General features: G+C 70.8%; 20 protein-coding genes and 1 tRNA gene. 14 read left to right on the top strand and 7 right to left on the bottom strand.

Going from position 1 to position 26234, the window contains the following annotated elements; genetic code table 11:
* The first annotated feature begins 63 nt into the window (after window positions 1–63).
* From nucS to ABYF38_RS07680, 5 genes are all read left to right on the top strand, one after another.
* Window positions 64–759 (top strand): endonuclease NucS, encoded by a 696-nt coding sequence (gene nucS / locus ABYF38_RS07660; protein WP_371151796.1) that lies wholly within the window; start codon window positions 64–66, stop codon window positions 757–759.
* A complete protein-coding gene (locus tag ABYF38_RS07665) occupies window positions 759–2027 on the top strand; it encodes a DNA glycosylase AlkZ-like family protein (protein WP_371151797.1) in 1269 nt (422 codons plus the stop codon). Before nucS ends, ABYF38_RS07665 begins: the two co-directional genes overlap by 1 nt.
* Window positions 2028–2200: 173 nt before the next feature.
* Window positions 2201–3406 (top strand): N-acetylglucosamine-6-phosphate deacetylase, encoded by a 1206-nt coding sequence (locus ABYF38_RS07670; protein ID WP_371151798.1) that lies wholly within the window; start codon window positions 2201–2203, stop codon window positions 3404–3406.
* A gap of 59 nt (window positions 3407–3465) precedes the next feature.
* A complete protein-coding gene (locus ABYF38_RS07675) occupies window positions 3466–3702 on the top strand; it encodes a hypothetical protein (protein WP_371153017.1) in 237 nt (78 codons plus the stop codon).
* Between the two features lie 112 nt (window positions 3703–3814).
* The gene (locus ABYF38_RS07680) at window positions 3815–4627 is read left to right on the top strand and encodes an alpha/beta fold hydrolase (protein WP_371151799.1); all 813 of its coding nucleotides are present in this window, start codon (window positions 3815–3817) and stop codon (window positions 4625–4627) included.
* A 90-nt stretch (window positions 4628–4717) separates the two neighbouring features.
* Here ABYF38_RS07680 and ABYF38_RS07685 read toward each other — a convergent pair whose 3' ends face one another.
* Entirely contained in the window at window positions 4718–5125 is a 408-nt protein-coding gene (locus ABYF38_RS07685) for a hypothetical protein (protein ID WP_371151800.1), read from the bottom strand.
* Between the two features lie 94 nt (window positions 5126–5219).
* Here ABYF38_RS07685 and ABYF38_RS07690 point away from each other — a divergent pair, with 94 nt between their 5' ends.
* Genes ABYF38_RS07690 through ABYF38_RS07700 form a run of 3 tightly spaced genes read left to right on the top strand, consistent with a single transcriptional unit; the run spans window position 5220 to window position 8766 of the window.
* Window positions 5220–6815 carry a hypothetical protein gene (locus tag ABYF38_RS07690; RefSeq protein ID WP_371151801.1) on the top strand — a complete coding sequence of 532 codons (1596 nt, stop codon included), beginning with the start codon at window positions 5220–5222 and terminating at the stop codon, window positions 6813–6815.
* A complete protein-coding gene (locus ABYF38_RS07695; protein ID WP_371151802.1) occupies window positions 6812–7810 on the top strand; it encodes a hypothetical protein in 999 nt (332 codons plus the stop codon). Before ABYF38_RS07690 ends, ABYF38_RS07695 begins: the two co-directional genes overlap by 4 nt.
* Window positions 7807–8766 carry a tetratricopeptide repeat protein gene (locus tag ABYF38_RS07700; RefSeq protein WP_371151803.1) on the top strand — a complete coding sequence of 320 codons (960 nt, stop codon included), beginning with the start codon at window positions 7807–7809 and terminating at the stop codon, window positions 8764–8766. The genes ABYF38_RS07695 and ABYF38_RS07700 overlap by 4 nt, the downstream gene beginning before the upstream one ends.
* 170 nt (window positions 8767–8936) lie before the next feature.
* Here the strand turns inward: ABYF38_RS07700 and glgB are convergent, their stop codons facing one another.
* The 4 genes from glgB to glgX form a co-directional block, all read right to left on the bottom strand.
* On the bottom strand, window positions 8937–11132 hold the full coding sequence (gene glgB / locus ABYF38_RS07705; RefSeq protein ID WP_371151804.1) for a 1,4-alpha-glucan branching protein GlgB: 2196 nt from the start codon (window positions 11130–11132) through the stop codon (window positions 8937–8939).
* 65 nt (window positions 11133–11197) lie between these two features.
* The gene (locus ABYF38_RS07710) at window positions 11198–13234 is read right to left on the bottom strand and encodes a maltotransferase domain-containing protein (RefSeq protein WP_371153018.1); all 2037 of its coding nucleotides are present in this window, start codon (window positions 13232–13234) and stop codon (window positions 11198–11200) included.
* Window positions 13235–13623: 389 nt separating this feature from the next.
* A complete protein-coding gene (gene trpS, locus ABYF38_RS07715; protein ID WP_371151805.1) occupies window positions 13624–14733 on the bottom strand; it encodes a tryptophan--tRNA ligase in 1110 nt (369 codons plus the stop codon).
* Between the two features lie 148 nt (window positions 14734–14881).
* The gene (gene glgX / locus ABYF38_RS07720; protein WP_371151806.1) at window positions 14882–17089 is read right to left on the bottom strand and encodes a glycogen debranching protein GlgX; all 2208 of its coding nucleotides are present in this window, start codon (window positions 17087–17089) and stop codon (window positions 14882–14884) included.
* Between the two features lie 122 nt (window positions 17090–17211).
* Here glgX and ABYF38_RS07725 point away from each other — a divergent pair, with 122 nt between their 5' ends.
* The 3 genes from ABYF38_RS07725 (at window position 17212) to ABYF38_RS07735 (ending at window position 19554) form a co-directional block, all read left to right on the top strand.
* Window positions 17212–18000, top strand: coding sequence for an electron transfer flavoprotein subunit beta/FixA family protein (locus ABYF38_RS07725; RefSeq protein ID WP_371151807.1), 789 nt, complete (start codon window positions 17212–17214; stop codon window positions 17998–18000).
* Between the two features lies 1 nt (window position 18001).
* Window positions 18002–19003, top strand: coding sequence for an electron transfer flavoprotein subunit alpha/FixB family protein (locus ABYF38_RS07730; protein WP_371151808.1), 1002 nt, complete (start codon window positions 18002–18004; stop codon window positions 19001–19003).
* Window positions 19004–19095: 92 nt separating this feature from the next.
* Window positions 19096–19554 (top strand): hypothetical protein, encoded by a 459-nt coding sequence (locus ABYF38_RS07735; protein WP_371151809.1) that lies wholly within the window; start codon window positions 19096–19098, stop codon window positions 19552–19554.
* A gap of 189 nt (window positions 19555–19743) precedes the next feature.
* Here ABYF38_RS07735 and ABYF38_RS07740 read toward each other — a convergent pair whose 3' ends face one another.
* Window positions 19744–21234: a L,D-transpeptidase family protein gene (locus tag ABYF38_RS07740; RefSeq protein WP_371151810.1), complete on the bottom strand. Its 1491-nt coding sequence runs from the start codon at window positions 21232–21234 to the stop codon at window positions 19744–19746.
* Between the two features lie 116 nt (window positions 21235–21350).
* On the opposite strand from ABYF38_RS07740, the gene ABYF38_RS07745 reads away from it, so the two are divergent.
* Both ABYF38_RS07745 and mnmA read left to right on the top strand, forming a co-directional pair.
* A complete protein-coding gene (locus ABYF38_RS07745; protein ID WP_371151811.1) occupies window positions 21351–22658 on the top strand; it encodes an aminotransferase class V-fold PLP-dependent enzyme in 1308 nt (435 codons plus the stop codon).
* Window positions 22659–23651: 993 nt separating this feature from the next.
* Window positions 23652–24758 carry a tRNA 2-thiouridine(34) synthase MnmA gene (gene mnmA, locus ABYF38_RS07750; protein WP_371151812.1) on the top strand — a complete coding sequence of 369 codons (1107 nt, stop codon included), beginning with the start codon at window positions 23652–23654 and terminating at the stop codon, window positions 24756–24758.
* A gap of 523 nt (window positions 24759–25281) precedes the next feature.
* Here the strand turns inward: mnmA and ABYF38_RS07755 are convergent.
* Window positions 25282–25362, bottom strand: a tRNA-Leu gene (locus ABYF38_RS07755).
* A 101-nt stretch (window positions 25363–25463) separates the two neighbouring features.
* On the opposite strand from ABYF38_RS07755, the gene ABYF38_RS07760 reads away from it, so the two are divergent.
* Window positions 25464–26222 (top strand): DUF2510 domain-containing protein, encoded by a 759-nt coding sequence (locus ABYF38_RS07760; protein WP_371151813.1) that lies wholly within the window; start codon window positions 25464–25466, stop codon window positions 26220–26222.
* Window positions 26223–26234 lie beyond the last annotated feature (12 nt).

Raw genomic sequence — 26234 nt, forward strand, 5'->3', positions numbered from 1 at the left:
GCGCAGACCCGCTGGGGCCGGGCTGGGCGTGCGGCGTTGGCCGGAGCCGCTAGGCTACGGGCCGTGCGTGTTGTGTTTGCTGACTGCTCCGTGACCTACTCCGGCCGCCTGGATGCCCGCCTGCCCAGGGCGTTGCGGGTACTGATGTTGAAGGCCGATGGTTCGGTGCTGGTTCACGCCGACGGCGGCTCGTACAAGCCGCTGAACTGGATGAGCCCGCCGTGCAACTTCAGCGAGGCCGAGCCGGAGCCGGACGCGGCGGCCGAGGGGGCCACGCAGGTGTGGAAGGTGGCCGCAGCCAAGGCGGACGACGTCTTGACCATCACCATCTACAACGTGGTGGCTGACGTCGAGGAGGCCCTGGGCGTGGACCCGGGCCTGGAGAAGGACGGCGTGGAGGCCCACCTGCAGGAGCTCCTGGCGGAGCAGGTGGAGCTGATCGGCCAGGGCGTGAGCCTGGTGCGCCGCGAGTACCCGACCGCGATCGGTCCGGTGGACCTGCTGGTGCGCAACCCGGAGGGCGGCCACGTGGCTGTGGAGGTCAAGCGGCGCGGCGAGATCGACGGGGTGGAGCAGCTCACCCGCTACCTGGAGCTGCTCAACCGCGACCCGCTGTTGGCCCCCGTCACCGGCGTGTTCGCCGCCCAGGTGATCAAGCCGCAGGCACGCGTGCTGGCCGCAGACCGGGGCATCGGCTGCCTGCTGCTGGACTACGCCGCCATGCGCGGGGTGGACGACTCCGACTCGCGGCTCTTTTGATGGCGAGCTCCCCGGCGGCCCGCCCGGCCGCAACCAGCGTAGAGGGCTTCAAGAGCGCCAAGCCCGGAGCGGGCTCGGTCGGGGCGGCGGCGCAACTGCCGCCGGAGGCCAGCCTGCTGCGGATCGTGGCGCAGGGGCTGGTGCCCGCTACTGCCGGAGCCGACCCGGTGGAGGCGGTAGCCAAGTTGTTGGCGGTCCAGGGCCAGCAGGCGAGCGCAATCCCGCATGCCCTCCTGGCGCGCACCCAGGGCACGAGTAAGGCCGAGGTGGAGGGCGCATTCGGGCCCACCGGGCTGGTGCGTTCCTGGCCGATGCGAGGCACCGTGCACGTCACGACTGCGGCGGACCACCACTGGTTGCGCGAGACCCTGCGCCACCGCGACACCTACGTGCGCAATCACCTGAAGAACCTGGGCCTGCCGCCGAGATTCATGGAGCGGGCGGCCGACGTCGCCCTCGCGGTGATCGCTAACGGCGCCGCCCGGCGTGAGGACCTCAACGCCGCCTGGCTGGAGGCAGGATTGCTGCCGCAGTCGGGCGGGCAGGAGGCGGACGATGGGCAGGTCCTGCGCCGGGTGGTCTTTATTGCCCTGCATTTGGAGGGGGTCTTGGTGCAAGCCCAGCGCAGCAGCGGTGAGCACCTGGTAATCGACGCGCGCGGCCTGCCGGGCGCGCACACCGGCGTGGGAGGCAGCGGGGGAGTGGCCGCAGGCCAGGCCGGTCACGCCCAGGCCCTGGCCGAGGTGGCCCGGCGCTACGCGGCGGGCCACGGCCCGGTGACCGCAGTCGACCTGGCCCGTTGGAGCGCACTGCCGCTGCGGCAGTGCGCCCAGGCTTTGGATGACGCCTTTGCCGCAGCCAGCCAAGGCGACCTCCCGTTGGCGCGAGTCCGCGTGGAGAACGGCAAACTGGTGGAGTTCACGCCGCGCAGCGCCGCCGAGCTGAACCAAGCCCACTACCTGCGCGCGGACCTGCCCGACCTGCTGGCCCAGCACCGCGAGGAGGCCAACCGCACCCTCTTCCTGGGCGCCTTCGACGAGCTGCACGTGGGCTACAAGGACCGCACCTGCCTCACGGACGAGGCCGGCGAGCGCCTGATCTGCCCGGCCAAGAACGGCGTATTCGCCCCGCTGGTGGTGGACCGTGGCCGCGTGGTGGCGGTGCGACCGTCGGCCGGCCTGAAGTGGGCGGGCGGGGCGGCAGCGTCGGCCAGGGTAGAAAAGGACGCCGACCGCGCGATCAAGCAGATGCTGGCGCGCCTGGGCTGAGCCGCCGCCATGACGGCAGCGACCGCGCCCGCCGGGCGGCAGGCGGGCACGTCGTCCCCGGTTCGGTAAGGCTCGCTAAAGGCGGCCGCCGCTCGATTGTCGATTAGCGAAATCAATTGTTCGCGGCGGGTGGTCCCAACCCGGACAAGGCTCGCGGTGGCACAATTGCGCCCATGGAGCAGATCACTGGCGCTCTGCGCGGGCGCGTTGTACTAACCGATGAAATCCTGGCCGACGGCGTGGTGGCGTGGGAGGGCGACAAGCTCACCTACGTTGGTCCCGCCGCGCAGGCCCCGGCGGGCTTGGCAGATGCCGCCAAGGCGGTAGACGGGTACGTGCTGCCCGGCCTGGTGGACGTGCACTGCCACGGCGGCGGCTCCGCCTCCTTCCCCGACGCCCAGACCCGCGAGGACGTGCTGACCGCCGTCATGGCCCACCGCTCCCAGGGCACCACCACCCTGGTGGCCTCCACCGTCACCGCCGCCCCGGACACGCTGCGCGAGCGCACCGCCCTGCTGGCGGACCTGTGCGACGAGGGCGAGCTGGCCGGCATCCACTGGGAGGGCCCCTTCGTCAGCGAGGTGCGCTGCGGCGCCCAGGACCCCAAGCTGATCCAGGAGCCCAACCCGGAGCTGACCCGCGAGCTGATCCAGATCGCGCGCGGCTACGGCATGACCATGACCATCGCCCCGGAGAAGCCGAACGTGGTGGGCGCCGGCGGCGTCAGCGAGGCGCTGATCGAGGGCGGCGCCCTGCCGTCCTTCGGGCACACCGACGCCGGGCCGGACGAGACCCGCAAGGCCCTGGACGACGCCGTGGAGATCCTGGCGCGCACCGAGAACCGCCGCTCCCCGCTGTGCACCGTCACCCACCTGTTCAACGGCATGACCCCGCTGCACCACCGCACCCCCAGCCCGATCGCCGAGTTCCTGGCCTCCGCCGTGCGCGACCGCTGCGTGGTGGAGCTGGTGGCCGACGGCACCCACCTGTCCCCGGCCGTGGTGCGCAACGTGTTCGAGATCGTGGGCCGCGACAACGTAGTGCTCATCACCGACGCGATGGCCGCGGCCGGCATGCCCGACGGCGCCTACCGCCTGGGCTCCCAGGAGGTCACCGTGGCGGACGGCGTGGCCCGCCTCACCCACGGCGGCTCCATCGCGGGCGGCACCGCGCGCCTCATGGACGTGGTGCGCACCACGTACAAGGGCGGCGTCAGCCTGGTGGACACCGTCTACAGCGCCACCCTGGTGGGCGCCCGCATCATCGGCATCGAGGACCAGGTGGGCTCCCTGGAGGCCGGCAAGTTCGCCGACGTCGTGGTGGTCACCGAGGACATCCACCCTGTCGAGGTCTACCGCCGCGGCGCGCTGGTGGCCTAGTGCCGAGCGGCCGGCGATCCTCCAAGCGGCCCTATGTCCAGGGGCACGTTCCCCTGGACATGGGCCGCTTGGCCGCGTTACCCCGCACCGAGCGCGGCCCGGGCGGGGCGGACTTCACGGTGCGCCGCCAGCAGGGCAGCACCAAGACCTACACGTGTCCGGGCTGCCACCGCCCCATCGTGCCCGGCACCGCGCACGTGGTCGCCTGGAGCAACGAGCACCTCTTCGGGGCCGACGCCGGCCTGGAGGAGCGCCGCCACTGGCACACGGCCTGCTGGCAGCGCGCCGTCCGGTAAAAGGACCCAGGCTGCAACGCTTGGGCCGAAAAGGGACGACGTTGCCGGCCAGGCAGGCAACAATTGCGGCTAGGAGCGCCACTTGGCCCAGTTGGAGACGAAGGAGAAACCCGTGGAACCGACCTACCTAGCCACCTGCCGCCTCGGCAATCCCGGCGGGCTGCCGCTGGTGCTGCTGCACGGCTTCCCCGTGGACGGACACATGTGGGACCTGCTCTTGCCGGAGCTCGCCGCTCGTGGGGTGGAGGATGTTTTGGTGGTGGACGGTCCCGGCTGGGGCGGCAGCGCCCACCTGGTGGGTCCCGGCGGGCACGGCCCGGTGGAGGGCCTGGAGGGCTACGCGGACGCCGTGGCCGCCACGCTGCGCGCCCTGGGGATAGAGCGAGCCGCCGTGGCGGGCCTCTCCATGGGCGGCTACGTGGCGATGGCGTTGGCAGAGCGCCACCCCGAACTGGTGGCCGCGCTCGCCCTGCTGGACACCAAGTCCACGCTCGACGCGCCGCAGGCGCGCGCCGGCCGCCTGGACATGGCCGAGCGCGCCCTCACCGAGGGGGCCGGAGTGGTTGCCCCCATGGCCGGCGCCGTGCTTGCCCCGGCCACCCTGGGCGGGGGAGACGTGCTGGAGGCATACCGGGCGATGGCCGGCGCCAGCAGCGGGCAGGCCATCGCCTGGGCCCAGCGCGCCATGGCGGCCCGCCCCGACCGCACCGACGCGCTGCGCACCCTGGCGCGGGCCGCCACCCCCGGCCTGGTACTGCGCGGGGAGCACGACGTGCCCTGCAGCCCCGCCGACGCCGAACACATGGCCGCCGCCCTGGGCTGCCGGGTGGTCACCGTCGCCGGGGCCGGCCACTTCCCGCCCATGGAGAACCCCGCCGCCACCGCGCAGGCCCTGGCGGAACTGGTGCGCCAAGCCGCCCGGTAGCAGCCAAATCAGCCTACAAGAACGCCGGTGCACGCAGTGGCGCGGGGAAGGGACGGGGCGGCGCGGCAGCGTCGTCCATCCACAGGTCAACTAATTCTCGGCGTCTTCCCAGCCAGGTAGGAGACGCTCTAGGGCAGCACGCAGCTCGATGGAGTCGCCGTCGCGCCCACCCTGGCCAATCACCAGCGGGGGCGGCGAGGGCACCGGCCGCTGCGTGCGGAAGCGATCAAGGAACGAAAGGGGAGCGGTTAACACGTAGAAATTGCCATCGGTGTCTATCCCCACCGTGCGGTCCAGGCGCAGATACCAGCCGCGCAGGTTGGTGCGGGCCTCGAAACCGGAATAGCCGGAAACCCGCAGCGGCTGCGGCTGCAAACCACGGCGGCGGGCGCTGACCAGGAAAGCCCGGATCAGCTCACCGGCCTGGGCGCTTTGGGCGGCACGCTCGCGCTCCAGCCGCTCCTGATGGAGGGCCGCATTCTGGCGGCGCTGACTCATCCAGGCAGCTTCATTCACCTGTGATTCATCCTTCGTTCGGGGCAGGGCCCTGGGCACTGTGTGGCATCGTATCTGTTGACCCAAGGAGTTACCTTTGAAAAAGTCACTGCTTACTCTGCTAAACGCCGCATACGCGCTGGCTGCAATCGCTGCCGTATTCCTGGTTTGGGCAATCCTGTCCGCGACGGTACTAAAGCCAGCAGACCGCGTGGTGGCCACGTTCGACCCGGTGGCGGCCAACGCCAAGTCCCCGGTGCTCATCACCTCCCCGGGCGTGCTCAACGCCCTGCCGGGGGAGGTCCTGGCCACTGTGACCGTGCCCAAGGGCGAGCAGGTGGCAGTGGCGATCGGCCGCACCGCTGACGTGGACGGTTGGTCCTCCAGCTACCGGGTAGCGGAGATCACTGGCATCGTGGACTGGGAGACCCTCACCTCCGTCAACCTGGACCCCAACACCGAGGTCGCCACCGTGGCGCCCTCCCCGGCCGCGAGTGAGAGCGCCAGTGCGGGTGCCAGTGCGGGTGCCAGTGCGGCGGCGAGCGAGGGGGCCAGTGCGTCGGCCTCCGTCGCCGCCTCTGCGGCCGCCAGCGAGGGGGCTAGCGGTGCACCGCAGGACGGCTCGGGTGCCGAGGAACTGGACACGGCTACCATGCAGGCCGCGCTGACCAGCAGCGACATGTGGACCACCGCGAAGTCCGGCACCGGTGAGGTCAAGCTGAAGCTGAAGCCGGAGGTAGACAACGTCTCCCTCATCGCGGTCGGCACCAGTGGCGCGCCCAGCCTGACGCTGTCTTGGGCCGCGCGCGACCGCTCCACCTTCCTTATCCCCGGCCTGCTGTGGGCGCTGCTGTTCCTGGCCCTGGCCGGGGCGGTCTTCTACGTCGACCTGTTGTTCAAGCGGGAGGCCGAGCGCCGCCGCCGCAACGCGGAGAAGCGGGCCGCCAAGCGGGCCGCCACCACGCAGTCGATGCGCGCCATCGACCCCAACAGCCCGCCGCCGCTGTCTCGCCGCGAGCTCGCGCGGCTCGAAAGCGGCGAGAGCGGCGAGGACGCGCCGGAGGCTGCCAAGCCGCGCCAGTCGATCCTGGGCCGTCTGACCTCCTCGGCGCGCGAGCAGCTGCCCTTCCTGGGCAAGCTGACTGGCGCCAAGAGCGGCGCTGATGCCACCACCGCCGGTGCTGCCGGAGCCGTGGGTGGTGCGCTGGCCGGCGCTGCCAGCCAGGCCGGTTCCTCCGTCACGGGCACCGTCAAGGCGGGGCTGGTGGAGGGCGAGGATGCCCGGGCCACTTCCTTCTCCCTGGGCGGTTCCGTTCGCCAGAACGCCGGCGAGGCGGGCACCACCGTCGGTGCCGACGGGAACGCCGAGGCCACTGGCGAGGGGCGCGGCGAGGGAGGCACCAACGGTGGCTTCCTGGGCGCCTACATGCCCCAGTGGCCCGCCGCCGTAGCCAGCCAGGACGGCGCGAGCCAGGCCGCAGCGCAGCCGCAGGACGCCGAAAGCAGCGACTTGAGTGTGGACGACGCTGCGCCCGCCGACGCCGCTACCGCCGGCCACAGTGAGACCGGCAGCGAGGAAGCGGAGCGGGCGGGCTCCGGCCGGTTGGAGACTGGCTACGTGGTCCATTGGCCGATCCCGGGCGCCGAGGAGAGCGCGCCTGCGGAGGCTGAGACGGAGGAGAAGCCCGAATGAAGCGTCTTCTTCCCATCGCGCTAGTGGCCGCCGCAGCGCTCCTGGCTGGGTGCAGTTCCACCGAGCCGGGCGCCCAGAGCACCGAGGTACCCGACACCAGCCCGGTGCTGACCGAGGAGCAGATCGGCAACGTCACCACGGACGTCAACCGGGTGCTGGAGGCCGTGAAGACGGCGGACGCCGACGCCCTGAGCCCGCGCGTGTTCGGGCCCGCGCTGCGGATGCGCGTGGCGGCGCTGGAGCTGGACGGCAAGTCCGGTGGTCAGTTCCCCGCAGGGGCGCTCTCCGCCCCCACCAACACCTCCACGGTTAGCGCCGGAGTGGAGTGGCCCCGGACCATCCTGGAACTAACCGAGATCCCGACCGACGGGCAGACCCCGCTTCTGAAGGTGATTCGCCAGGAGGGCGCGCAGGACCCGTTCAAGCTGTGGGCTTGGGTGCGGCTGCTGCCGGGCGCCACCGTGCCGGCCACGCTCTCCGCGGAGGTCGGGGTGAAGGAGGGCTCCGGCGCGGCGCACTCTGCCCAGGAGGTGGTTTCTAACTATGTCCAGATGGCTCCCGCGCAGGTGGGCAACGCCGTGGTGGACGTCGACGACACCTTCACCGCTGCCCTGGCCACCCAGGTCAAGAGCATGACCGACTCTGCTTCTGCCTCCGGGACCGTGGTCTCCACGCTGTCTGCGGGGGAGGACGGTGCCGTTGAGATCCCGACCGCAGAGGGCGGCGCGATCGTGGTGGCTACGCTCACGCAGACCGCGGTGTTCCAGCGCACGGTGGCCGGCTCTACCTTCAACCTGGGCGGCAGCATCGGTGCGCTGCTGGGTGAGAACAAGAAGGTGGAGGGGAGCGTGACCGCCACCTGGGACATCACCGTGGCGTTCGCCGTGCCCTCGGCCGTGAGCGGCGAGAAGGCCAAGGTGATCGGTGCCGAGCGCGTGCTGCGCACGGTAGTAGCCGATCCTTCCACCAACCCAGATGGGCAGGCCAACCAGTGAGTGGACGCGGAGTAGACCTTTCAGAGCTGGCGGCAACGGCCCGCGCTAAGGCGCAGGGCCAGGGCGGCGAGCCGGGGGTGCTCGGCGCCGGCTCGGCAGTTACCGGTGCCGCCCCGGGCGGCGCAGGCGCAGGCACGGCACAGAATCGCGCAGGTAGCTCCGACGAGGCGGGGCGAATCCCCGCCCCGCTGGAGGTGGAACTGACGCCGGCGAACCTGGCCGAGATGGTGGAGCTGAGCGCTCAGGTCCCCGTGGTGGTGGCGATCACGGCCCGCACGGACCCGGGTGCCGCCCGCAACGTCTCCGTGCTGGGGGAGCTGTGCAAGGAAGCGGACGGCGCCTTCCAGCTGGCGGTGGCCGACGTCGAGACGAACCCGCAGGTAGCGCAGGCCTTCGGCGTGACCAGCTACCCCTACACGCTGGCCGTGCTGGGCGGGCGCCCGGTGCCGCTTTACGAGGGAGTGGCCGAGTACGAGCAGCTGCGCGCGCTGCTGGAGCAGCTGATCGCGCTGGCGACCCAGCAGGGCATCACCGGCAAGGTGACCGGTGCGCCGCCGCCCAAGCCCGTGCCGCCGCTCCACCTGGAGGCACAGGCCGCGATCGAGGCCGGCGACCTGGGCAAGGCGATCAAGTGCTACGAGAAGGCCCTGCTGGAGAATCCCCGGGACCACGAGGCGCAGGCCGCGCTCTCCCAGGTGCGGCTGATGCAGCGCCTGGAGGAGTCCAGCCACCAGGACACGGCCCAGGTCCTGGAGGACCCGCTGGCGCGGGCCGACCAGCTCCTGGCGGCCGGGCATGCCGCAGCCGCCCTGGACCTGCTGCTGGACCGCGTGGCGGCAAGCAGCGAGGAGGACAAGGAGGCCGCTCGCGCCCGCCTGGTGGAGATGTTCCACGCCCTGGGCGCCACCCCGGAGGTGAGTGCGGCGCGCCGGAGGCTGGCCAGCCTGATCATGTAGAAGAGGGGCAGCGGCTGCGGCCCCCGCCCGGGCCGCAAGCGCGGGGCGGCCCCCGGGGCGATGCACGCCCGTGCCTTTCAGGAACGAGAGGAGGGGGGCGAATCGGAAAACCGATTCGCCCCCCAACACCCCGCCCGGGTCACCCGGGGCTACCCCGAGTGGCGCGGGGCTCAGCGCACCGCGCGCAGCCAGAGCGCGCCCAGCGGCGGCACCCGCAGCGCAGCCGACTGCGGCCGGCCGTCCCACGGGGTCGGCTCGGTGTAGACCTTGCCCATGTTGCCCACGCCCGAGCCGTAGAAGACCTCGGCGTCGGTGTTCAGGACCTCGTCCCACTCCCCGTCCACCGGCAGACCAACGCGGTAGCCCTCGTGCGGAGTGCCGGCAAAGTTGGCGATGCACACCAGGTACTCCATGTGGCCGTCGTCGCGGCGGGTCTTGCGGACGAAGGAGAACACGTTGTGGTCGCCGTCGTTGGCGTTGAGCCACTCGAAGCCCTCGGGGCTGAAGTCGTGCGCCCACAGCGCCTCGGTGTCGGCGTAGATCTCGTTGAGCTGACGCACCAGGCGGTGCACGCCCTGGTGCTCGGCCTTGTCCATGTGCCACCACTCCAGGCAGTTGCCATCCCACTCGGAGCCCTGGCCAAACTCCTGGCCCATGAACAGCAGCTGCTTGCCGGGGTGGGCCCACTGGTAGGCCAGCAGGCAGCGCAGCCCGGCCAGCTGCTGCCAGTAGTCGCCCGGCATCTTGGCCAACAGGGAGCCCTTGCCGTGCACCACCTCGTCGTGGCTGAAGGGCAGCACGAACTGCTCGGTGAAGGCGTAGACCAGGGAGAAGGTCATCTTGCCGTGGTGCCAGCGGCGGTTGATCGGCTTCTCAGCGATGTAGCTGAGCGTGTCGTTCATCCAACCCATGTTCCACTTCAGGCCAAAGCCCAGGCCGCCGTACTCGGTGGGGGCAGTAACCCCGGGGAACGCGGTGGACTCCTCCGCAATCATCACGATGCCGGGGTAGAGGCGGTAGGCGGTGGCGTTGGCCTCCTGCAGGAAGGAGATCGCCTCCAGGTTCTCGCGCCCGCCGTAAACGTTCGGTGCCCACTGGCCGTCCTGACGCGAGTAGTCCAGGTAGAGCATGGAGGCCACCGCGTCCACACGAAGGCCGTCGATGTGGAACTCGTCCAGCCAGTACAGGGCGTTGGCCACCAGGAAGTTGCGCACCTCGGCGCGGCCGAAGTTGAAGATGAACGTGCCCCAGTCCGGGTGCTCTCCCAGGCGCGGGTCCGGGTGCTCGTAGAGCGCGGTCCCGTCGAACCGGGCCAGCGCCCACTCGTCCTTCGGGAAGTGCGCCGGCACCCAGTCCACGATTACGCCGACGCCGGCCTGGTGCAGCGCGTCCACCAGGTAGCGGAAGTCGTCCGGCGTGCCGAAACGGGAGGTGGGCGCGAAATAGGAGGTCACCTGGTAGCCCCACGAGCCGCCGAAGGGGTGCTCGGCGACGGGCATGAACTCCACGTGCGTGAAGCCCAGGTCGGTGACGTAGTCCACCAGCTCCGTGGCCAGCTCGCGGTAGGTCAGGCCGGGACGCCAGGAGCCCAGGTGCACCTCGTAGATGCTCATCGGGCCGGAGTGCGCGTCCCTCTCCTTGCGGGCCTCCATCCACTCCTCGTCGTGCCACTCGTGGACGTTCTTGGTCACCACCGAGGCGGTCAGCGGCGGCACCTCGCAGGCGCGCGCCATCGGGTCGGCCTTTTGCACCCAGGAGCCGTCGCCGCGCCTGATCTCGAACTTGTAGCGCGTGCCCACGCCCACGCCGGGCACGAACAGCTCCCAGACGCCGGAGTTGCCCAGCGAGCGCATCGAGGTGGCGGTGCCGTCCCAGTAGTTGAAGTCGCCCACCACGCGAACCGCGCGCGCGTTCGGCGCCCACACGGCGAACGACGTTCCACTCACCTCACCTAGCGGGCCGTCGTACTCGCGCACGTGCGCGCCGAGCACCTCCCACAGGCGCTCGTGGCGCCCTTCGCGGATCAAGTGCATGTCCAGCTCGCCCAGCGTGGGGAGGAACCGATACGGGTCATCAACTACTGCGGTGGTCTCTCCGTAGCGGACCTTGACCCGGTAGTCGGGCATCTCCGTCACGGGTAGCACGCACACCCACACGCCGTAGGCCTCGTGAACAGCGGGGAACTCCCCGTCCTCGGTCACGATCGCCACCTCGTCAGCCAGGTGGCGCACCGTGCGGATGGTCAGGGCGCCCTCGTGGAAGTGGGGGCCAAGAACGGAGTGGGGGTCAAAATACTCTCCGTAGGCGGCCTGTCCCAGGGCAGCGTCGTCCACCGGACGCGGAGTGGGGGAGTTGAGCGTTTCCATGATTTGCACCTGTCGTGAAAGTGGGAGGCGGAGCCGTCAGGCGCGCCCTCCCGGGCCGATACCTACTAGATGAGTTCCACTCGCAGCACGTGGGCCATCTTGCCCACGGGCGTGTAGTGGTGGGGGGTGAGTTCCACGAAGGGACGCTCACCCCACACGTATTCCTCGCCGCTGAGCTCGTCCGTGACGCGCAGGAACACGCCGGGACGCGCGGAGGCCCCCAGGGCGTCCACGTTCAGCTCCAACACACCGTTTTGGGTGTTGTGCGGGTCCAGGTTGACCACCACCAGCACCGTGTCCGCCACCCCGGTCGGGGAGAGTGCGGCCGGCACGTGCTTGGAGAAGCAGAACAGCGCCGGGTTGGAGGTGGGGTGGATCGTGATGCGGTGCAGCTGACGCAGCGCCGGGTGGGCGGCGCGGATCGCGTTCAGCCGCGCAAACAGGGAGGAGATTCCGATCTCGTCGGCCCGGCTGTAGTCGCGCGGCTTGTACTCGTACTTCTCGTTGTCGATCTGCTCCTGGGCGCCCGGGCGCGGCACGTCCTCGATCAGCTCGTAGCCGTTGTAGACGCCCCAGGACGGGCTGGCCGTGGCCGCCAGCACGGCGCGGGCCGCGAAGATCGGGGCGCCGCCGTCCCACATCTGCGGGGTCAAGATGTCGTGGGTGGTGGGCCAGAAGTTGGGCCGCATCAGGTGCGCGGTCTGCTCCGCCAGCTCCACCAGGTACTCGCCGATCTCCTTGGCCTCGGTGCGCCACGTGAAGTACGTGTAGGACTGGTGGAAGCCCACCGCCCCGAGCGTGCGCATCATTGCCGGGCGCGTGAAGGCCTCACTGAGGAACACCACCTCCGGGTGGTCCACCGCGATCTCGGCCAGGATGCGCTGCCAGAAGTTCACCGGCTTGGTGTGCGGGTTGTCCACGCGGAACAGGGTCACCCCGTGGTCGATCCACTTCAGCAGCATCGCCAGGATCGCCTGGTAGATGCCCTCCGGGTCGTTGTCGAAGTTCAGAGGGTAGATGTCCTGGTACTTCTTGGGCGGGTTCTCCGCGAACGCGATGGTGCCGTCGGCGCGCGTGGTGAACCACTCCGGGTGGTCCTTTACCCACGGGTGGTCCGGGGAGCACTGCAGCGCGATGTCCAGCGCCACCTCCATGCCCAGCTCGCGGGCCCGAGCCACGAAGTGCTCGAAGTCCGCGAAGTCGCCCAGGTCCGGGTGGACCGCGTCGTGGCCGCCCTCGGGCGCGCCGATGCCGTAGGGGGAACCCGGGTCGCCCGGCAGGGCCTCCAGGGTGTTGTTGCGCCCCTTGCGGTTGGTGGTACCGATCGGGTGGATCGGGGTCAGGTAGACCACGTCGAAGCCCATGCCCGCGATGCGCGGCAGGTCGGCCTCCGCCGTGGCCAGCGTGCCGGACTTCCACGAACCGTCCGGGTTCTGCACCGCGCCGATCGAGCGCGGGAAGATCTCATACCACGCGCCAGCCAGCGCCTTCTCTCGGTGCACCACCAGCGGGTAGGGGCGGGTGGGGGAGAGCAGGTCCCGCACCGGGTACTCGTCCAACACCTGGCGCACCTGCGGGGACAATCCCGCGCTCAGCCTGGCCTGCGGCGGCCGGGAGGTCTCACGCAGCGTCTTGACCGCCCCGCGCAGCACGTCCAGCGCGGCCACCGGCAGGTCGCGATCCGCCGCCCGCTCCAGGAACAGGGCGCCCTCCGTGAGCATCAGCTCCACGTCCGTGCCGGCGTTGACCTTCACGGTCGCGTCGTGGCACCACGTGGCGTACGGGTCGCTCCACGCCTCGATCCGGAAGGACCAGTCGCCCGGCCGGTCCGGCATCAGCCAGGCCTCGTAGCGGTCCAGCCCCGGCGCGATCTCATACATCGGTGCACTGGAGTGGTCCTTGCCGTCCGGGCCGATCAGCACTGCGGTGGCCGCGAAGCGGTCGTGTCCCTCGCGGAACACGGTGGCGCGCACCGGGAACGCCTCGTTCTCCGTGGCCTTGGCCGGCCAGGTGCCGTTCTCCACCGACGGGAACACCTCGGTGACCGGGATGCGTCCCAGCGGGTGCTCCACCTCGAAGCGCGGCTTGGACGGTGTCTCCACGGGAACGGCAGGGGCCGCTGCCGGCGCAGTCACCGATGCGGCGGGCGTGGCAACCGGCTGCGCGGTCGCGGCGGCGGGCGCGGCAACGTCGGACACCGAAACCGGCGCGGCGACCGGCGGGGAAACCGGTGCGGCAGCGGGCCGGGCGGCTAGAGGTGCCGCCTGCGCGGGGGCGGCGGCGTGGGCGGGCTGGGACGGCTTCTGGCCCTCGCGGGGGGCCGGGGCAGAAATGTGGCTCACGACACTATCCTAAGTGAGGCCGGACACTACTTTGGTCAATTGCCCCTGCTTGCGCCTTGCGTGAAACCCTTTGCAAGAAGCGGCGGGCCCGGGAAGAGCTCCCGCACCCGCCGCCCGGTGCCCGGCGCACAGGCCAGGCAAGGTGAGGCTCAGTAGACCATCTGCATCGCCGCGCGGACCTCCGCCAGCTTCGCCTCGGCCACCTCGTTGGCTCGCTCGATGCCCTGGCGCAGCACCTGCATCAGGTAGTCCTCGTTGGCGGCCAGCTCGGCGCGGCGGGCCCGAATCGGCGCGAAATAGTCGTTCACGGCTTCCGTGACCACGCGCTTGAGGGTGCCGCCACCGCCGTCACCGATGCGCTCGGCGATGGCCTCGGGAGCCTCGCCCGTGCACAGCGAGGTGAGCAGCAGCAGGTTAGAGACCTCCGGGCGGCCCTCCGGGTCGTAGGTGATCACCCGGTCGGCGTCCGTGACGGCCTTCTTCAGCTTCGCCGCCGTCTCGTCGGCGCTCATGCGCAGCTCGATGGTGTTGCCCTTGGACTTGCTCATCTTCTGCCCGTCGGTGCCCAGCAGCACGGCGGCCTCGCTCAGCAGCGCCTCCGGGCGGCGGAACACCGGGCGGTCCTTGACGGCGCGCCCGTAGCGCTTGTCGAAACGCTGGGCGATCACGCGGGCCTGCTCCAGGTGCGGCAGCTGGTCTTTACCCACCGGCACTAGGTTGGCGTTGCAGAACAGGATGTCGGCCGCCTGGTGCACCGGGTAGGTCAGCAGCAGGCCGGACAGCGCGCGGCCGCCCGTGGCCTCCTGCTCCGCCTTCACGGTCGGGTTGCGGTGCAGCTCCGCCTCCGTCACCAGGGACAGGAACGGCAGCATCAGCTGGTTCAGGGCCGGCACCATAGAGTGCGCGAAGATCGTGGACTTGGCCGGGTCGATGCCCACGGCCAGGTAGTCGGTGACCAGGGAGAGCACGCGCTCACGCAGCTCGCCCACGCCGTCGCGGTCGGTGATGACCTGGTAGTCGGCCACCAAAACCCACGTCTCCACGCCCGCGTTCTGCAGGCGCACCCGGTTGGCGATGGTGCCAAAGTAGTGGCCCAGGTGCAGGTGGCCCGTGGGGCGGTCGCCGGTCAGGACGCGAAAGCGCGACGGGTCGGCGGCGATCTCCGCCTCGATCTCCAGGCTGCGTGCCCGGCTGCGCTCCAGCGAAGCGGCGTCCGTGGACCGCTCCAGGCGGTCGGCGGTGGTCTCGATCTCAGTCATGCCGCCCCATTTTAGTCGCCTTTGCTAGGGGCGCCCTGCCGAGCCCTAGTGGCGTGGACGACGTTGCCGCCGGCCGGTCAAAGAGCTACGGTGCCCGCGCGTGGCGGCCGCCTTGTGCCGTGGGCCGGGCGGTAACGTCGGCCCTTGCCTATTCGCTGGCGATGCGGGCCACCGAGGTGGTGACGTAGAGCTGCATGGTCAGGCCCTCCAGGCTGACCTCGTCGCCGGGCTCGAACACGCCGCGCTCGGCGCTGTCGGGGCGCGGCCAGGCGGAGTCCCACAGGAGCTCGTAGGAGACGCCCCGGCCCTTCGGCAGCACCACGTCAACGGCGGCAAGCGAGCCGTTCAGGACCAGCATGGCGTCGCGCCCGCCCCAGGCCCAGCCGGAGCGCAGCATGGTGATGACGCGCGAGTCCGGGTCGTGCCAGACGGAGTCGGCCAGTCGCTGCCCGTCGGGCCCGTACCAGCAGGTGTCCACGATCTGGTCGCGCTGGCCGTCGATCTCCAGCGGGATGGCGGCCGCGAAGGCGGAGGGGCGCAGCACGGGGTGCTCGCGGCGCAGCTTGAGCAGGTAGCGGGAGGTCTCCAGCAGGCACTCCTGCGCCTCCGAAAGCTGCCAGTCGATCCAGGAGATGGGCGAGTCCTGGCAGTAGGCGTTGTTGTTGCCCTGCTGGGTGCGGCCAAACTCGTCACCGGCCACCAGCATCGGCACACCGGCGCTCAGCAGCAGCGTGCCCAGCAGGTTGCGGTGGGAGCGCAGTCGCATGATGTGCACGGCCTCCAGGCCCGCCCCCGCAGCCTTCTCGTCGATCTCGCCCTCGTGGCCAAAGTTCCAGGAGCGGTTGTTCTCGGTGCCGTCCCGGTTGTCCTCCAGGTTGGCCAGGTTGTGCTTGCGGTCGTAGGAGACCAGGTCGTGCATCGTGAAGCCGTCGTGCGCCGTGACGTAGTTGACGCTGGCCAGCGGGCCGCGCCCGCCGATGAGCTGCCCGTGCCCAAAGAGGTCCACGCTGCCCGTCAGGCGGGTGGCCAGGTCGGCCAGGCCCGCGCCGCCGTAGCCGTAGGACTGGGAGCGGGCGTCGGCCACCCAGAACTGCCGCACCGTGTCACGGAAGCGGTCGTTCCAGTCCGCGAAGGGGATCGGGAACTGGCCGGTGCGCCAGCCACCCGGCCCCAGGTCCCACGGCTCGGAGATGTGCTTGAGCGTAGAAAGCACAGGATCGGTGGCCAGGGCCACGAAGAAAGCGTGGCGCGGGGAGAACTCTCCCAGCGAGCGGCCCAGGGTGACGGCCAGGTCGTAGCGGAAGCCGTCCACGCCGATCTCGGTGGCCCAGTAGCGCAGCGAGTCCAGCACCATCTGCACCACGCGGGTGCGGCGGAAGTCCAGGGAGTTGCCGCAGCCGGTGAAGTCCGCCAGGCGGGCGGGGGCGGAGCCGTCGTGGGCGTAGTAGCCGGTGTTGTCGATGCCGCGCCAGGAGACGGCCAGGGCGTCCCCGCCCTCGCAGGTGTGGTTGTAGACCACGTCCAGCAGCACCTCGATACCGGCCTCGTGCAGCAGGGAGACCATTCCCTTGATCTCGTCCACCACGCCCTGGGCGCCGCGGGCGCGGGAGGTGGCGGTGGCGTAGGACGGCTCGGGCGCGAAGTAGGAGAGCGTGGAGTAGCCCCAGTAGTTGCCCAGTCCCTTGCCGGTCAGGAACTGCTCATCCATCTTGGCGTGGACCGGCAGCAGCTCGATCGCGGTGACGCCCAGCTTCTTCAGGTGGGCGATCGTGGCCGGGTGGGCCACGCCCGCGTAGGTGCCGCGCAGGTCCGGGGGCACCGAGGGCAGCTGCTTGGTCAGCCCGATCACGTGGGCCTCGTAGATGACCGTGTGCTCCCACGGGGTGCGGGGGGAGGGCAGCACGCCGCGAGACTGGGTGGTGATCACGCCCAGCGGGGCGAAGGGCAGGGTGTCGATGGGGCAGGCCACCCCGTGGTTGCCGATGTGCAGCTCTGGGCGCGGGTAGACCTCTCCCTCCACGCCGCGCGCGTAGGGGTCCAGCATGAGCTTGGCCGGGTTGTGCAGCAGCCCGGCGGCCGGGTCCCAGGGGCCGTGGATGCGGTAGCCGTAGCGCTGGCCGGTGCGCACGCCGGGCACGTGGCCGTGCCAGACGCCGTTGATGGGGCCGCGCAGGCGGATGCGGGTCTCGCTGCGCTTGCCGGCCGAGTCCACGTCGACCAGGCAGAGCTCGACCGCGCTGGCGCGGGTGGCGACGATTGCGAAGTCCGCGCCTGACCCGGTCAGGTGAGTGCCCAGGCGGGAGGGCACTTGGGCTGGCTGAGCCAGGGGGCTGTTCAGGCGGGCTATGTACTGCACGCCCGATATTGAACAACATCGGGGCCGCTTGCGCTTTGTGTCTGGCCAGTCACTTCATCGCCTGGGGCTTAGCGAGCGCGGCGAGTGGGCAGCGAGAGCCTGATTTGTGGCATGGTGGAGCAATGAAAATCGTGGTTTTGGTCAAGCACGTGCCGGACTTGCAGTCCGAGCGTCGTTTGGAGGACGGCACCCTGGTGCGGGGTGAGGACGACGTCCTGAACGAGTTGGACGAGAACGCGGTGGAGGCCGCGGTGGCCTTGGCCGAGGAGGCCGGCGGCGAGGTGATTGCCGTGACGATGGGGCCGGAAGACGCCGCCGATGGGCTGATGGCCGCCCTGCAGCGCGGCGCCGACCGTGCTTTGCACGTGTGCGACGACGCTGCCGCCGGCTCGGACGTTGTGGGTACGGCCCGCGTGCTGGCCGCCGCCATCCGCTCCCTGGGTGAGGTTGACCTGGTGGTGGCCGGCATGGCCTCCCTGGACGGCCTGACCTCCATGGTGCCCGGCGCGGTGGCCTCCCTGCTGGGCATGCCCTCCCTCACCCTGGCCAGCGAGCTGTCCGTGGCGGGCGGGCGCGTGCGGATCAAGCGCCTGGCCGACGGTTTCGAGGACGTGCTCTCCGCGCCGCTGCCTGCGGTGGTGAGCGTGACCGACCAGCTGAACGAGCCGCGCTACCCGAACTTCGCGGCCCTGAAGGCCGCGCGCAAGAAGCCGCTGGACACGGTGGAGCTGGCGGACCTGGGCCTGGATGAGGCCGAGGTGGGGATCGCTGGTGCGTCCACCGGCTCGCTGGGTGAGGAGATGGCCGACGCCCGCGGCGGCGGTGCCGTGATCGAGGCCGGGCCCGATGCCGGGCGGGCCGTGGTGGAGTTCCTGGCCGAGCGGGGCCTGCTGGCCGGATTGGAGCGCTGAGATGTTGACCGAGACGCTGCTTGTGATGGTTGACCACGTGGGCGACGCCGAGCAGGGCTACACCCTGACCACGCCCTCTGCCGAGCTGCTGACGTTGGCGCGCTCTCTGACCAGCGGGGACGTGGTGGCGGTGGCGCTCAACGACGCCCCGGACACTGCCGCCCTGGGCAGCCACGGCGCGAGCGTGGTCTACACGCCCGACCTGGCGGGCTACTCCCCGCGCGTGCCGGCCGTGGTGGCCGACGCGGTGCAGGCGTGCATCCGCAAGGCCGGCGAGGGCTCCAGCGAGGGAGCCGGTGAGCCGGCCGCCGTGCTGCTTGTCTCCAACTACCGCGGCAAGGAAGTGGCGGCCCGCCTGGCGGTCTCGCGCGCATCCGGTGCGGTGGTGGACGCCACCCGCCTGGAGGTCAGTGGCGGGGAGCTGGTGGCCACGAAGTCGGTGCTGAGCGGCACCTGGACCACCTCCTACCGGATCACGCGGGGCACCCCGATCGTGGCGGTGCGTCCCTCCTCCGTGAGCGCAGAGCCGCTCGCCACGCCCCTGGACCCCGTGGTGGTGCCGGTGGCCGTGGAGTACTCCGCTGAGGCGCAGGCGGTGAGCGTGGAGTCCTCCACCCACACCGGCACCGCCGGCAAGGTGCCGCTGGCTGAGGCGCAGACCGTGGTTTGCGGCGGGCGCGGCACTGGCGGCGACTTCTCCCTGCTGGAGGAGTTGGCCGACGCTCTGGGCGGCGCCGTCGGTGCAACGCGCGTGGCCACCGACGAGGGCTGGGTGGACCGCTCCTTGCAGATCGGCCAGACCGGCGTGTCCGTGGCGCCGCGCCTCTACATCGGCGCCGGCGTCTCCGGGGCGATCCACCACACCAGCGGCATGGCCTCCTCCGGCACGATCGTGGCGATCGTGGACGAGGACGACGCCCCGATCACCCAGATCGCCGACCTGACGGTGGTGGGGGACATGTTCGAGGTGGTGCCGCAGATCCTGGCGGAGCTACGCAATTAGCGAGCCAAGACCGGGCGGGGCGGGAGAGTACTAATCTCCCGCCCCGCCCGTTTTTGATTGCGGCAAGCCGCGATTCGCGGGATCATTCCCACATGATTGTTTGGCGTGGCTGGGGAATTGCGTCCCTCTTTACCATCGCGGCGGGGTATTCCATCGCCGCCGGGCTCATGTGGCTCTTCACGGATCGTCCCTCTGTGCCGTGGCTGTTGGGCCTGGGCGGCGTGCTGGCCGGTGGCCTGACCTGGCTGCTGGGCTACTTCCTGAACGTGCTGCGCGTGCGCTCCCAGGTGGACGCGTACGCCAAGAACCTGCGCGGCACCCTGCACTCGCGCGCCGAGCAGGGCGTGTTCCAGGCCGGCCCGGGCGTGCCCGTGCCCGCCAACGCCGCCGAGGCGGCCACGCAGATCGAGTACGTGGTCTCGCAGCACACCGACGACCTCTCCCAGCGCCTGAAGAACCAGCACACCATGTTCTTCATCCCCGTGCAGTACCTGGGCATCCTGGTCGGGGCCGCCTCCGTGGTGGCGGCGGTGTTCGCGGCGCTGAAGTAGCTAGGTCCTCGAAACCGATTCTGCGCGAAAAGGCGGGATGGGGCGGGCGGTGTTTTCACCGCCCGCCCCACCAGTCTTTTGCGCCAGCCGCGGCCAGGCCGGACAGGCCAGCGGGACGAGCCCACCCGCAGTTGCACTCATCGAGCGGGCACAGCCAGACGGGAAGCCCGCTGCCTGCCGGGACCCCGCTCAGTAGTGCGAGGCCACCACCGTGCCCACGCTGGCCCAGTCGTAGAACCACTTGGCGTCACCCACGGGCATGTTGACGCAGCCGTGAGAGCCGTCCGCGCCGGCGTAGCCAAAGGAGTCACGCCAGTAGGCGCCGTGCAGCGCGTAGCCGCTGTAGAAGTACAAAATCCACGGCACGTTCTCGGTCACGTACGGGGTGCCGTCGTAGTTCTCTCCCCGCATGGTCTGGGAGGCGTACTTACCCCACACCCGGAACGTGCCGGTCACGGTCGGGGTGACGTCAGCGCCATCGACCATCCACACCGGCCCGTAGACCGGGGTGGCGCCCTCGTAGGCCGTCACCGTGTGGTTGGAGAGGTTCACGTCGATCCACTTCTCGCCCGGGGCGGCCCGGTAGGCCAGCGAGGCGCTGCCGGCAGCCGGAGCCACCACGGTGTCCTGGTAGGCGGCCTCCACCGCCTCCGTCTCGAACTCCGCCATCACCGGCTCGCCCTTTTGCAGCGCACTCACCAAGGCATCCACCACGGCCTGCGCATTAGTCACCTTGGAGCCGTCCACGGCCTCGACCTCGACGCTGACCACGGTGCCGGACTGCGTCACCGTGCGCTTGCCGTCCTTGGCCGCCCACTCGAAGGGCTGGGCCTGCTGCGCCACCCAGGCCACCACGGCCTCCCGGTTCACGGCGAGCACGGGCTTGCCGGCGCCGTCCAGCGACACCTTCAACCAGGCCGCCCGCGTGGCGCGATCCGGCAGCACGTTGCCCTCCGTTCCCACCACCCCCAGCTCGGTCGCGAACAGCTTATTGGCCTGCTCCGCAGCGGTGGCCGCCTGCGCGTCGGTCACCTTGGGCGCCACCTCGGCAAACCGCAAATCCACGTCCACGCTCGTCAAGCTGCGCGCCGCCAGCCGGCCCGCCTCGGTCAGCACCGCCGGGTCCACCTTGTAGGCCGTGCGCCCAGGCACCACCTCCACCGCGCCGTCCGCGCCCACCTTGATGGACGCATCCACCGGCATCCGACGGTCTGCGGGCACAAGCGACTGCGCGGAGGCCGCAGCGGCAACGTCGTTCACCGACACCACCACGGGGACCACGCGCGGCTCCGCCCACAACGCCGCAAACCGGTTCCACACGTCCCGCGAGGGCTCCAGGGCGGCCCGGGCGGTGGCGGGCCCGTCCACGGTCACGCCCACGTCCGCCAGGGTGAAAGAGACCGTGGCGTGGCCATCCACCTCCACCCGCACGGCCTTCTGCGCATCACTAAGGGCCCGCACAATCTGCTCCTCCGTCATCCCGGAGGCGTCGATGTTGCCCACCGTTGTTCCGGGCAGCGCGCGCTTGGCGTAGTAGACGGCGTGGCTCACGGTAGCCACAGCCAGTGCCAGCAGCGCCGCCCCGATCAGCACCAGCCACCAAAAGCGCCGGAAAAACACCGCCAGCCGGGACTTACGGGAGAAAGCATCAGTGGGAAGGACAGCGGTGGGCGCAGTCATCGTTACCTCGATCGGTGGGAAGGGCAAGCTCCTTCGAGAATAATGAAAGCGAGAAAGATTGGCCCTCCCACCCGAGGGGGATAAACCTCGCCAGCCTCTACACCCAAGGACGCTAATTGATCTACCTGGACTACGCCGCCACGGCCCCGCCGCTGCCGGCTGCCAGCGACGCCTACCTGGCCGAGGTCGAGCGCCTGCGCACCCACCCCGGCAACGCCTCCGCCCTGCACAGCGGCGGACAGGCCGCGCGCGGCCGCCTGGAGGACTGGCGAGACCAGGTGGCCGACGTCCTGTCAGCGCGACGCACCGCCAGGCGAGAGACCGAAAAACGCCACGAGATCCTGTTCGTCTCCGGCGCCACCGAGGGCAACTCGCTGGCCCTGACCGGGCGGGCCGCCGCCCTGCGCGCCGCCGGGCAGGAGCCGCTGGCGCTCTGCCTGTCCACCGACCACCCCTCCCTGCGCGGAGCCGTTGCCGCCGCCGGGGAGCACGCCCTAGTGGAAGTGGACGCCGCCGGAGCACCCCGGGGCGGCTGGGCCGCCGCCATCGCTGGCGCCGTGGCCGGTTGGCGGGAACGAAACGGAAGGGCAGAGGACGGCGTGATCCTGGCCTTCGCGCCCGTCAACAACGAGACCGGGCGGTGGCTGGACCCCGCAGAGCTGGCCGGAGTCAAGGAAACGCTGGCCGCCGCGGGGGCGGGGGCGGTGGTGCCGGTGGGCGCGGGGGCCGGCGCGGGGGCGGTGGCACCGGGCGGACCAGGTGGCGCGCGCGGGGATGCATCGATCAACCTGGATTGGGTGCACCTGGACGCCGCCCAAACCGTGGGGCACAAGCGGATCGACGTAGGGGAGTGGGACGTCGACTCCCTCTCCTTCTCCGGGCACAAGCTGGGCGGTACCGGCGGGGTGCTGGTGGCCCGCCGCGACGGGCTGACCGCCCCCGTGCGCGGCGGCGGGCAGCAGTACGGGGTGCGCTCCGGCACAGTGGACACCCCGGCAGCCGCCAGCCTGGCCGCAGCCCTGACCGCAGCAGAGCACGGGCGGGAGGCGCTGGCGGCGCGCATGCTGGACTGGCGCGAGCGGATCATCGCTGCGGCCCAGGCGGTCGGCGGGCGCTGCTCCCTGCCGGGCGGGGCGCCCGCCTCCCCACACATCGCGCACCTGGTCTTTCCCGGCGCGGCCTCAGAGGCGCTGCTGGCGGCCGCAGACATGTCCGGACTCGCGCTCTCCGCCGGCTCGGCCTGCACCGCCGGGGTCTCCGGGCCCAGCGAGGTCCTGGTGGCCATGGGCGTTGACGACGCCGAGGCCCGCTGCGTGCTGCGCGTCTCCACCGGCTGGGCCACCACGGATGCCGACGTCGACGCCCTCTGCGGCGCGCTGCCTCGGCTCGTGAACGCGGCCCGGGCATTCGGCCAGGCTGGCTGAGCGGCACGGGGCGCGCCCCGGTCGGATGCCGCGGGGCGTGCCCCGAATGAGCGCGGGTGTCTCGCGGCGGGGGAGACGGGTGTTGCGCGGTGGGCCTTGGGTGCGGTGGGTTGCCCCCGAGCGTACAGAAGTGTGGTCGGGGTACATCCGACCGATCGGTGCCATGGCACCAAGCGGTCGGATGTACCCCGTTGCAGCATTTGCGAGCTGGGGGGCTTAGCGAGACACCCCGCGTTCACGCACCCGGACCGGATTCACTCACCCGGACTGCGCTCGAACACCCGGACTACGTGGTGTACGCGGAAAGCGGGGGAGGAGCGGTTGTCGTCGGCGACGGTGGGGACCCGAAGCGTGGCCACCGGGGTGAGGGTGTGCGCGAACAGGCACGCGCGTGCGCGAGCGATTGAGGGCTTAGTGCACCTCTTGTAGGGTTGGTGGACCAGTCGTGGGCTTAGCGAACCTCTTGAGGGCTTACCCGAGCGGGTAACCCCTCAATCGGTGCACCAAACCCGCAAGAGGTGCACCAAAAGCTCGACAGGTCGAATAACCCTACAACCGGTTGCGCAACAGTGGCTGGGACGACCCCCAGGGCGGCCCCCAGGGCGGCCCGCAGTGTGGCCCCGGTGGGGACCGCACCGGCCGGGGTGGGTAGGGGTGCGCCCCGAATGAGCACGGGGCTGACCGGTCGGCCGCGCACCTGCCCGCCGGCCGAGCACGGACGCCACACACCGCTGAACGCCACCGGGCCCGGCCCGCCGGTCGGCCGCGCACCCGCCCGCCGGCCACGTACCCGCCACCGGGTCAGGCCCGCCGGCCTGGCACGTCGGCCGGCCTAGTGGCGGCGTCTTGAACCGGGCGGCTCGGGAAGCGTCGTCCACCAGGGCCGCCTAATAATAGGGGCACCACAAGAGTGGCGAGCGGGCGCGGCACGCACCCGCCTCGAAACACACAGGCCGGCACACAAGCGGGCGGCCGCAAGCAAGGTGGAGCGAATTGCGAGTACTGGCTGCCCTGTCCGGGGGCGTCGATTCGGCGGTGGCGGCGGCCCGCGCGGTGGACGCCGGCCACGAGGTGATCGGCGTGCACATGGCGCTGTCGAAGACGCCGTCGGCCACGCGGGTGGGCTCGCGCGGCTGCTGCACCCTCGAGGACGCCGACGACGCCCGCCGCACCGCCCACCTGCTCGGCATCCCGTACTACGTGTGGGACCTGTCCGACAGCTTCGAACAGACCGTCATCGCGGACTTCCTGACCGAATACCGCGCCGGGCGCACCCCCAACCCGTGCGTGCGCTGCAACGAGTTCGTTAAGTTCTCCGCCCTGCTGGAACGCGGCGTGGCGCTCGGTTTCGACGCCGTGTGCACCGGCCACTACGCGCGGATCGTGGACGGGCCGGACGGGCCGGAGCTGCACCGGGCGGCGGATACGGAAAAGGACCAGTCCTACGTGCTGGCTGTGGTGGGGCGCGAGCGGCTCTCGCAGATGCTGCTGCCGCTGGGGGACGTGACCTCCAAGACCCAGGTGCGAGCCGAGGCGGAGGCGCGCGGCCTGACGGTGGGGGAGAAGCCGGACTCCTACGACATCTGCTTCGTGGCCGACGGCAACACTCAGGGCTTCCTGCAGGATCGCCTGGGCGCGCAGCCCGGCAACATCGTGGACACCGACGGCAACGTGCTGGGGCAGCACGAGGGCTTCTACCGCTACACAGTCGGGCAGCGGCGGGGGCTCGGCCTGACCGTGCCGGCCGCGGACGGCGCTCCCCGCTACGTGGTGGGCACCCGCCCCGAGACCGGCGAGGTGGTGGTGGGGCCGGCCGCGCTTTTGACCGTGAACGAGCTGCGCGCCGATCAGGTGATCTGGTTGGCGAACGACGTTCCGCTCGGCCACAGCGAGGAATCGGCCATCGAAGTGGGGGCCCAGGTGCGCGCCCACGGCGAGGCCATGCCCGGGCGGGCGTGGTGGGACCAGGAGAGCGGCGAGGTGCGCGTGCTGCTGGACGGTGTGACGCGCGGGATCGCTGCAGGCCAGTGCCTGGTGCTCTACCGGGGCACGCGCGTGCTGGGGCAGGCCACGCTCACCGGGGCAGGCCGGCGGGGCTGAGCCGGAAGCGGCGGGGAGAGCGCCGGTCGGCGCGACCGGGGCAGTGGCGTTCGGCGGGCAGTGGCGTTCGGCGGGGCTGAGCCGGTCTGCTGAGGTGCGGCGGGCCGGCCTAGGTGGGGCGGGCCGGGGGTGGTTCGCCGGGGCTGATGGCCGGGGCCTGGACGGGAAAAGCCGGGGCCTCGCTGGAATGCAGGGCCCCGGCTCCCTAAACGCGGCTTGGTGCCGCTTGGGAAGGGCAAACGGCTCTCGATCCCCGCATTTATTTTCGGGACGTCGGCTGGCTCGCTGTGAGACAACTCGAAATCCGGGAGCTACGTTAGCTCGGTGCTGAAGCGGTTTTGAGGCGCTTTGGGCAGCGTCGCTAAAACTAGGGGCGCTGGCTGGGCCTGCCAATGCCGGTCGGCCGCTGCAGGTTGGTCGCCGCAGGGCCCCGGCCGGGGCGGAGGTTACGGGGAGAATGAGATGAGGGTGGCGCCGCGTTCACGCGGCGCCACCCCGGGGAACATGGAGTTGATCCAATCTGTGCGCGAGGCGGGACTTGAACCCGCACGTCCTAAGACACTGGAACCTAAATCCAGCGCGTCTGCCATTTCGCCACTCGCGCGTAGGCGTTCGATGATACCCCGAGATGCCCCTGTCCTAAACTTGACCTGGACGCCCGGGGTGAGCCTTCCGGGCGCGGCCGCTAGACGTTCAGGAGAAGAAATGACCTCCAAGGCAGCGGGTTGGTACCCGGACCAGACCGGCACGGTGCGCTACTGGGACGGCACCGCCTGGGCAAACGCCCCGCAAGTGTCCGCCACTCCCGGTGCCCCGGTGGGGGCGGGGAGCACCGGGCAGTCCGCCCAGTTCCAGGCCGGTGCGCCCGGGGTCTCCACCGTCTCACCCGCCCTTGGTGACGGTGCGGCGCCTGCCCAGAACGGTTACGCGGCGCCTGCCCAGAACGGTTACGCCGCGCCTGCCCAGAACGGTTACGCCGCGCCTGCCCAGAACGGTTACGCGGCGCCTGCCCAGAACGGTTACGCGGCGCCCACCCAGAGCACGGCTGGAGCGCAGGGCGCGTACGCCAGCCCGAACGGTAGCTACACGGCTCCCACCGGCTACTCCGCCCCTGGCGCCTACGCGAACCAGGCCGCCGCCTACGCAAGCCAGGCCGGCGCCTACGCGGTCCAGCCGGGAATGGTCGCACCGGCCTACCTAGTCCCGCCGGCGCCGCAGTCGAACTGGATGGGCGTCACCGGCTTCGCGTTGTCCCTGTCGTTGCTGCTCTTCTTCTGGGTGCCGGTCATGAACCTAGCGCTGCTGGTGGCCGGCCTGGTGTTCTCCATCATGGGAATGCGGAGGGAACCCAAGGGCCTTGCGATCGCCGGCGTGGTGATCTCGTCGTTGTTCCTAGCCGTACTGGTCCTGGGATTTTTGGCATTTGGGGCGTTCATGGCCATCATCTCTGGAGCGGGTGTTTAAACCCGCCGTGAG

The organism is Buchananella sp. 14KM1171 (assembly GCF_041380365.1).
GTDB classification, from domain to species: domain Bacteria; phylum Actinomycetota; class Actinomycetes; order Actinomycetales; family Actinomycetaceae; genus Buchananella; species Buchananella felis.

Excerpts from the sequence above, each read along its gene's own strand:
- trpS (WP_371151805.1), bottom strand. The coding sequence starts at position 14,733 with ATGACTGAGATCGAGACCACCGCCGACCGCCTGGAGCGGTCCACGGAC.
- ABYF38_RS07730 (WP_371151808.1), top strand. The coding sequence starts at position 18,002 with ATGTTGACCGAGACGCTGCTTGTGATGGTTGACCACGTGGGCGACGCC.
- ABYF38_RS07670 (WP_371151798.1), top strand. The coding sequence starts at position 2,201 with ATGGAGCAGATCACTGGCGCTCTGCGCGGGCGCGTTGTACTAACCGAT.
- ABYF38_RS07685 (WP_371151800.1), bottom strand. The coding sequence starts at position 5,125 with ATGAGTCAGCGCCGCCAGAATGCGGCCCTCCATCAGGAGCGGCTGGAG.
- glgB (WP_371151804.1), bottom strand. The coding sequence starts at position 11,132 with ATGGAAACGCTCAACTCCCCCACTCCGCGTCCGGTGGACGACGCTGCC.
- ABYF38_RS07740 (WP_371151810.1), bottom strand. The coding sequence starts at position 21,234 with ATGACTGCGCCCACCGCTGTCCTTCCCACTGATGCTTTCTCCCGTAAG.
- ABYF38_RS07675 (WP_371153017.1), top strand. The coding sequence starts at position 3,466 with ATGGGCCGCTTGGCCGCGTTACCCCGCACCGAGCGCGGCCCGGGCGGG.
- ABYF38_RS07695 (WP_371151802.1), top strand. The coding sequence starts at position 6,812 with ATGAAGCGTCTTCTTCCCATCGCGCTAGTGGCCGCCGCAGCGCTCCTG.
- ABYF38_RS07725 (WP_371151807.1), top strand. The coding sequence starts at position 17,212 with ATGAAAATCGTGGTTTTGGTCAAGCACGTGCCGGACTTGCAGTCCGAG.
- ABYF38_RS07665 (WP_371151797.1), top strand. The coding sequence starts at position 759 with ATGGCGAGCTCCCCGGCGGCCCGCCCGGCCGCAACCAGCGTAGAGGGC.
- ABYF38_RS07760 (WP_371151813.1), top strand. The coding sequence starts at position 25,464 with ATGACCTCCAAGGCAGCGGGTTGGTACCCGGACCAGACCGGCACGGTG.
- ABYF38_RS07735 (WP_371151809.1), top strand. The coding sequence starts at position 19,096 with ATGATTGTTTGGCGTGGCTGGGGAATTGCGTCCCTCTTTACCATCGCG.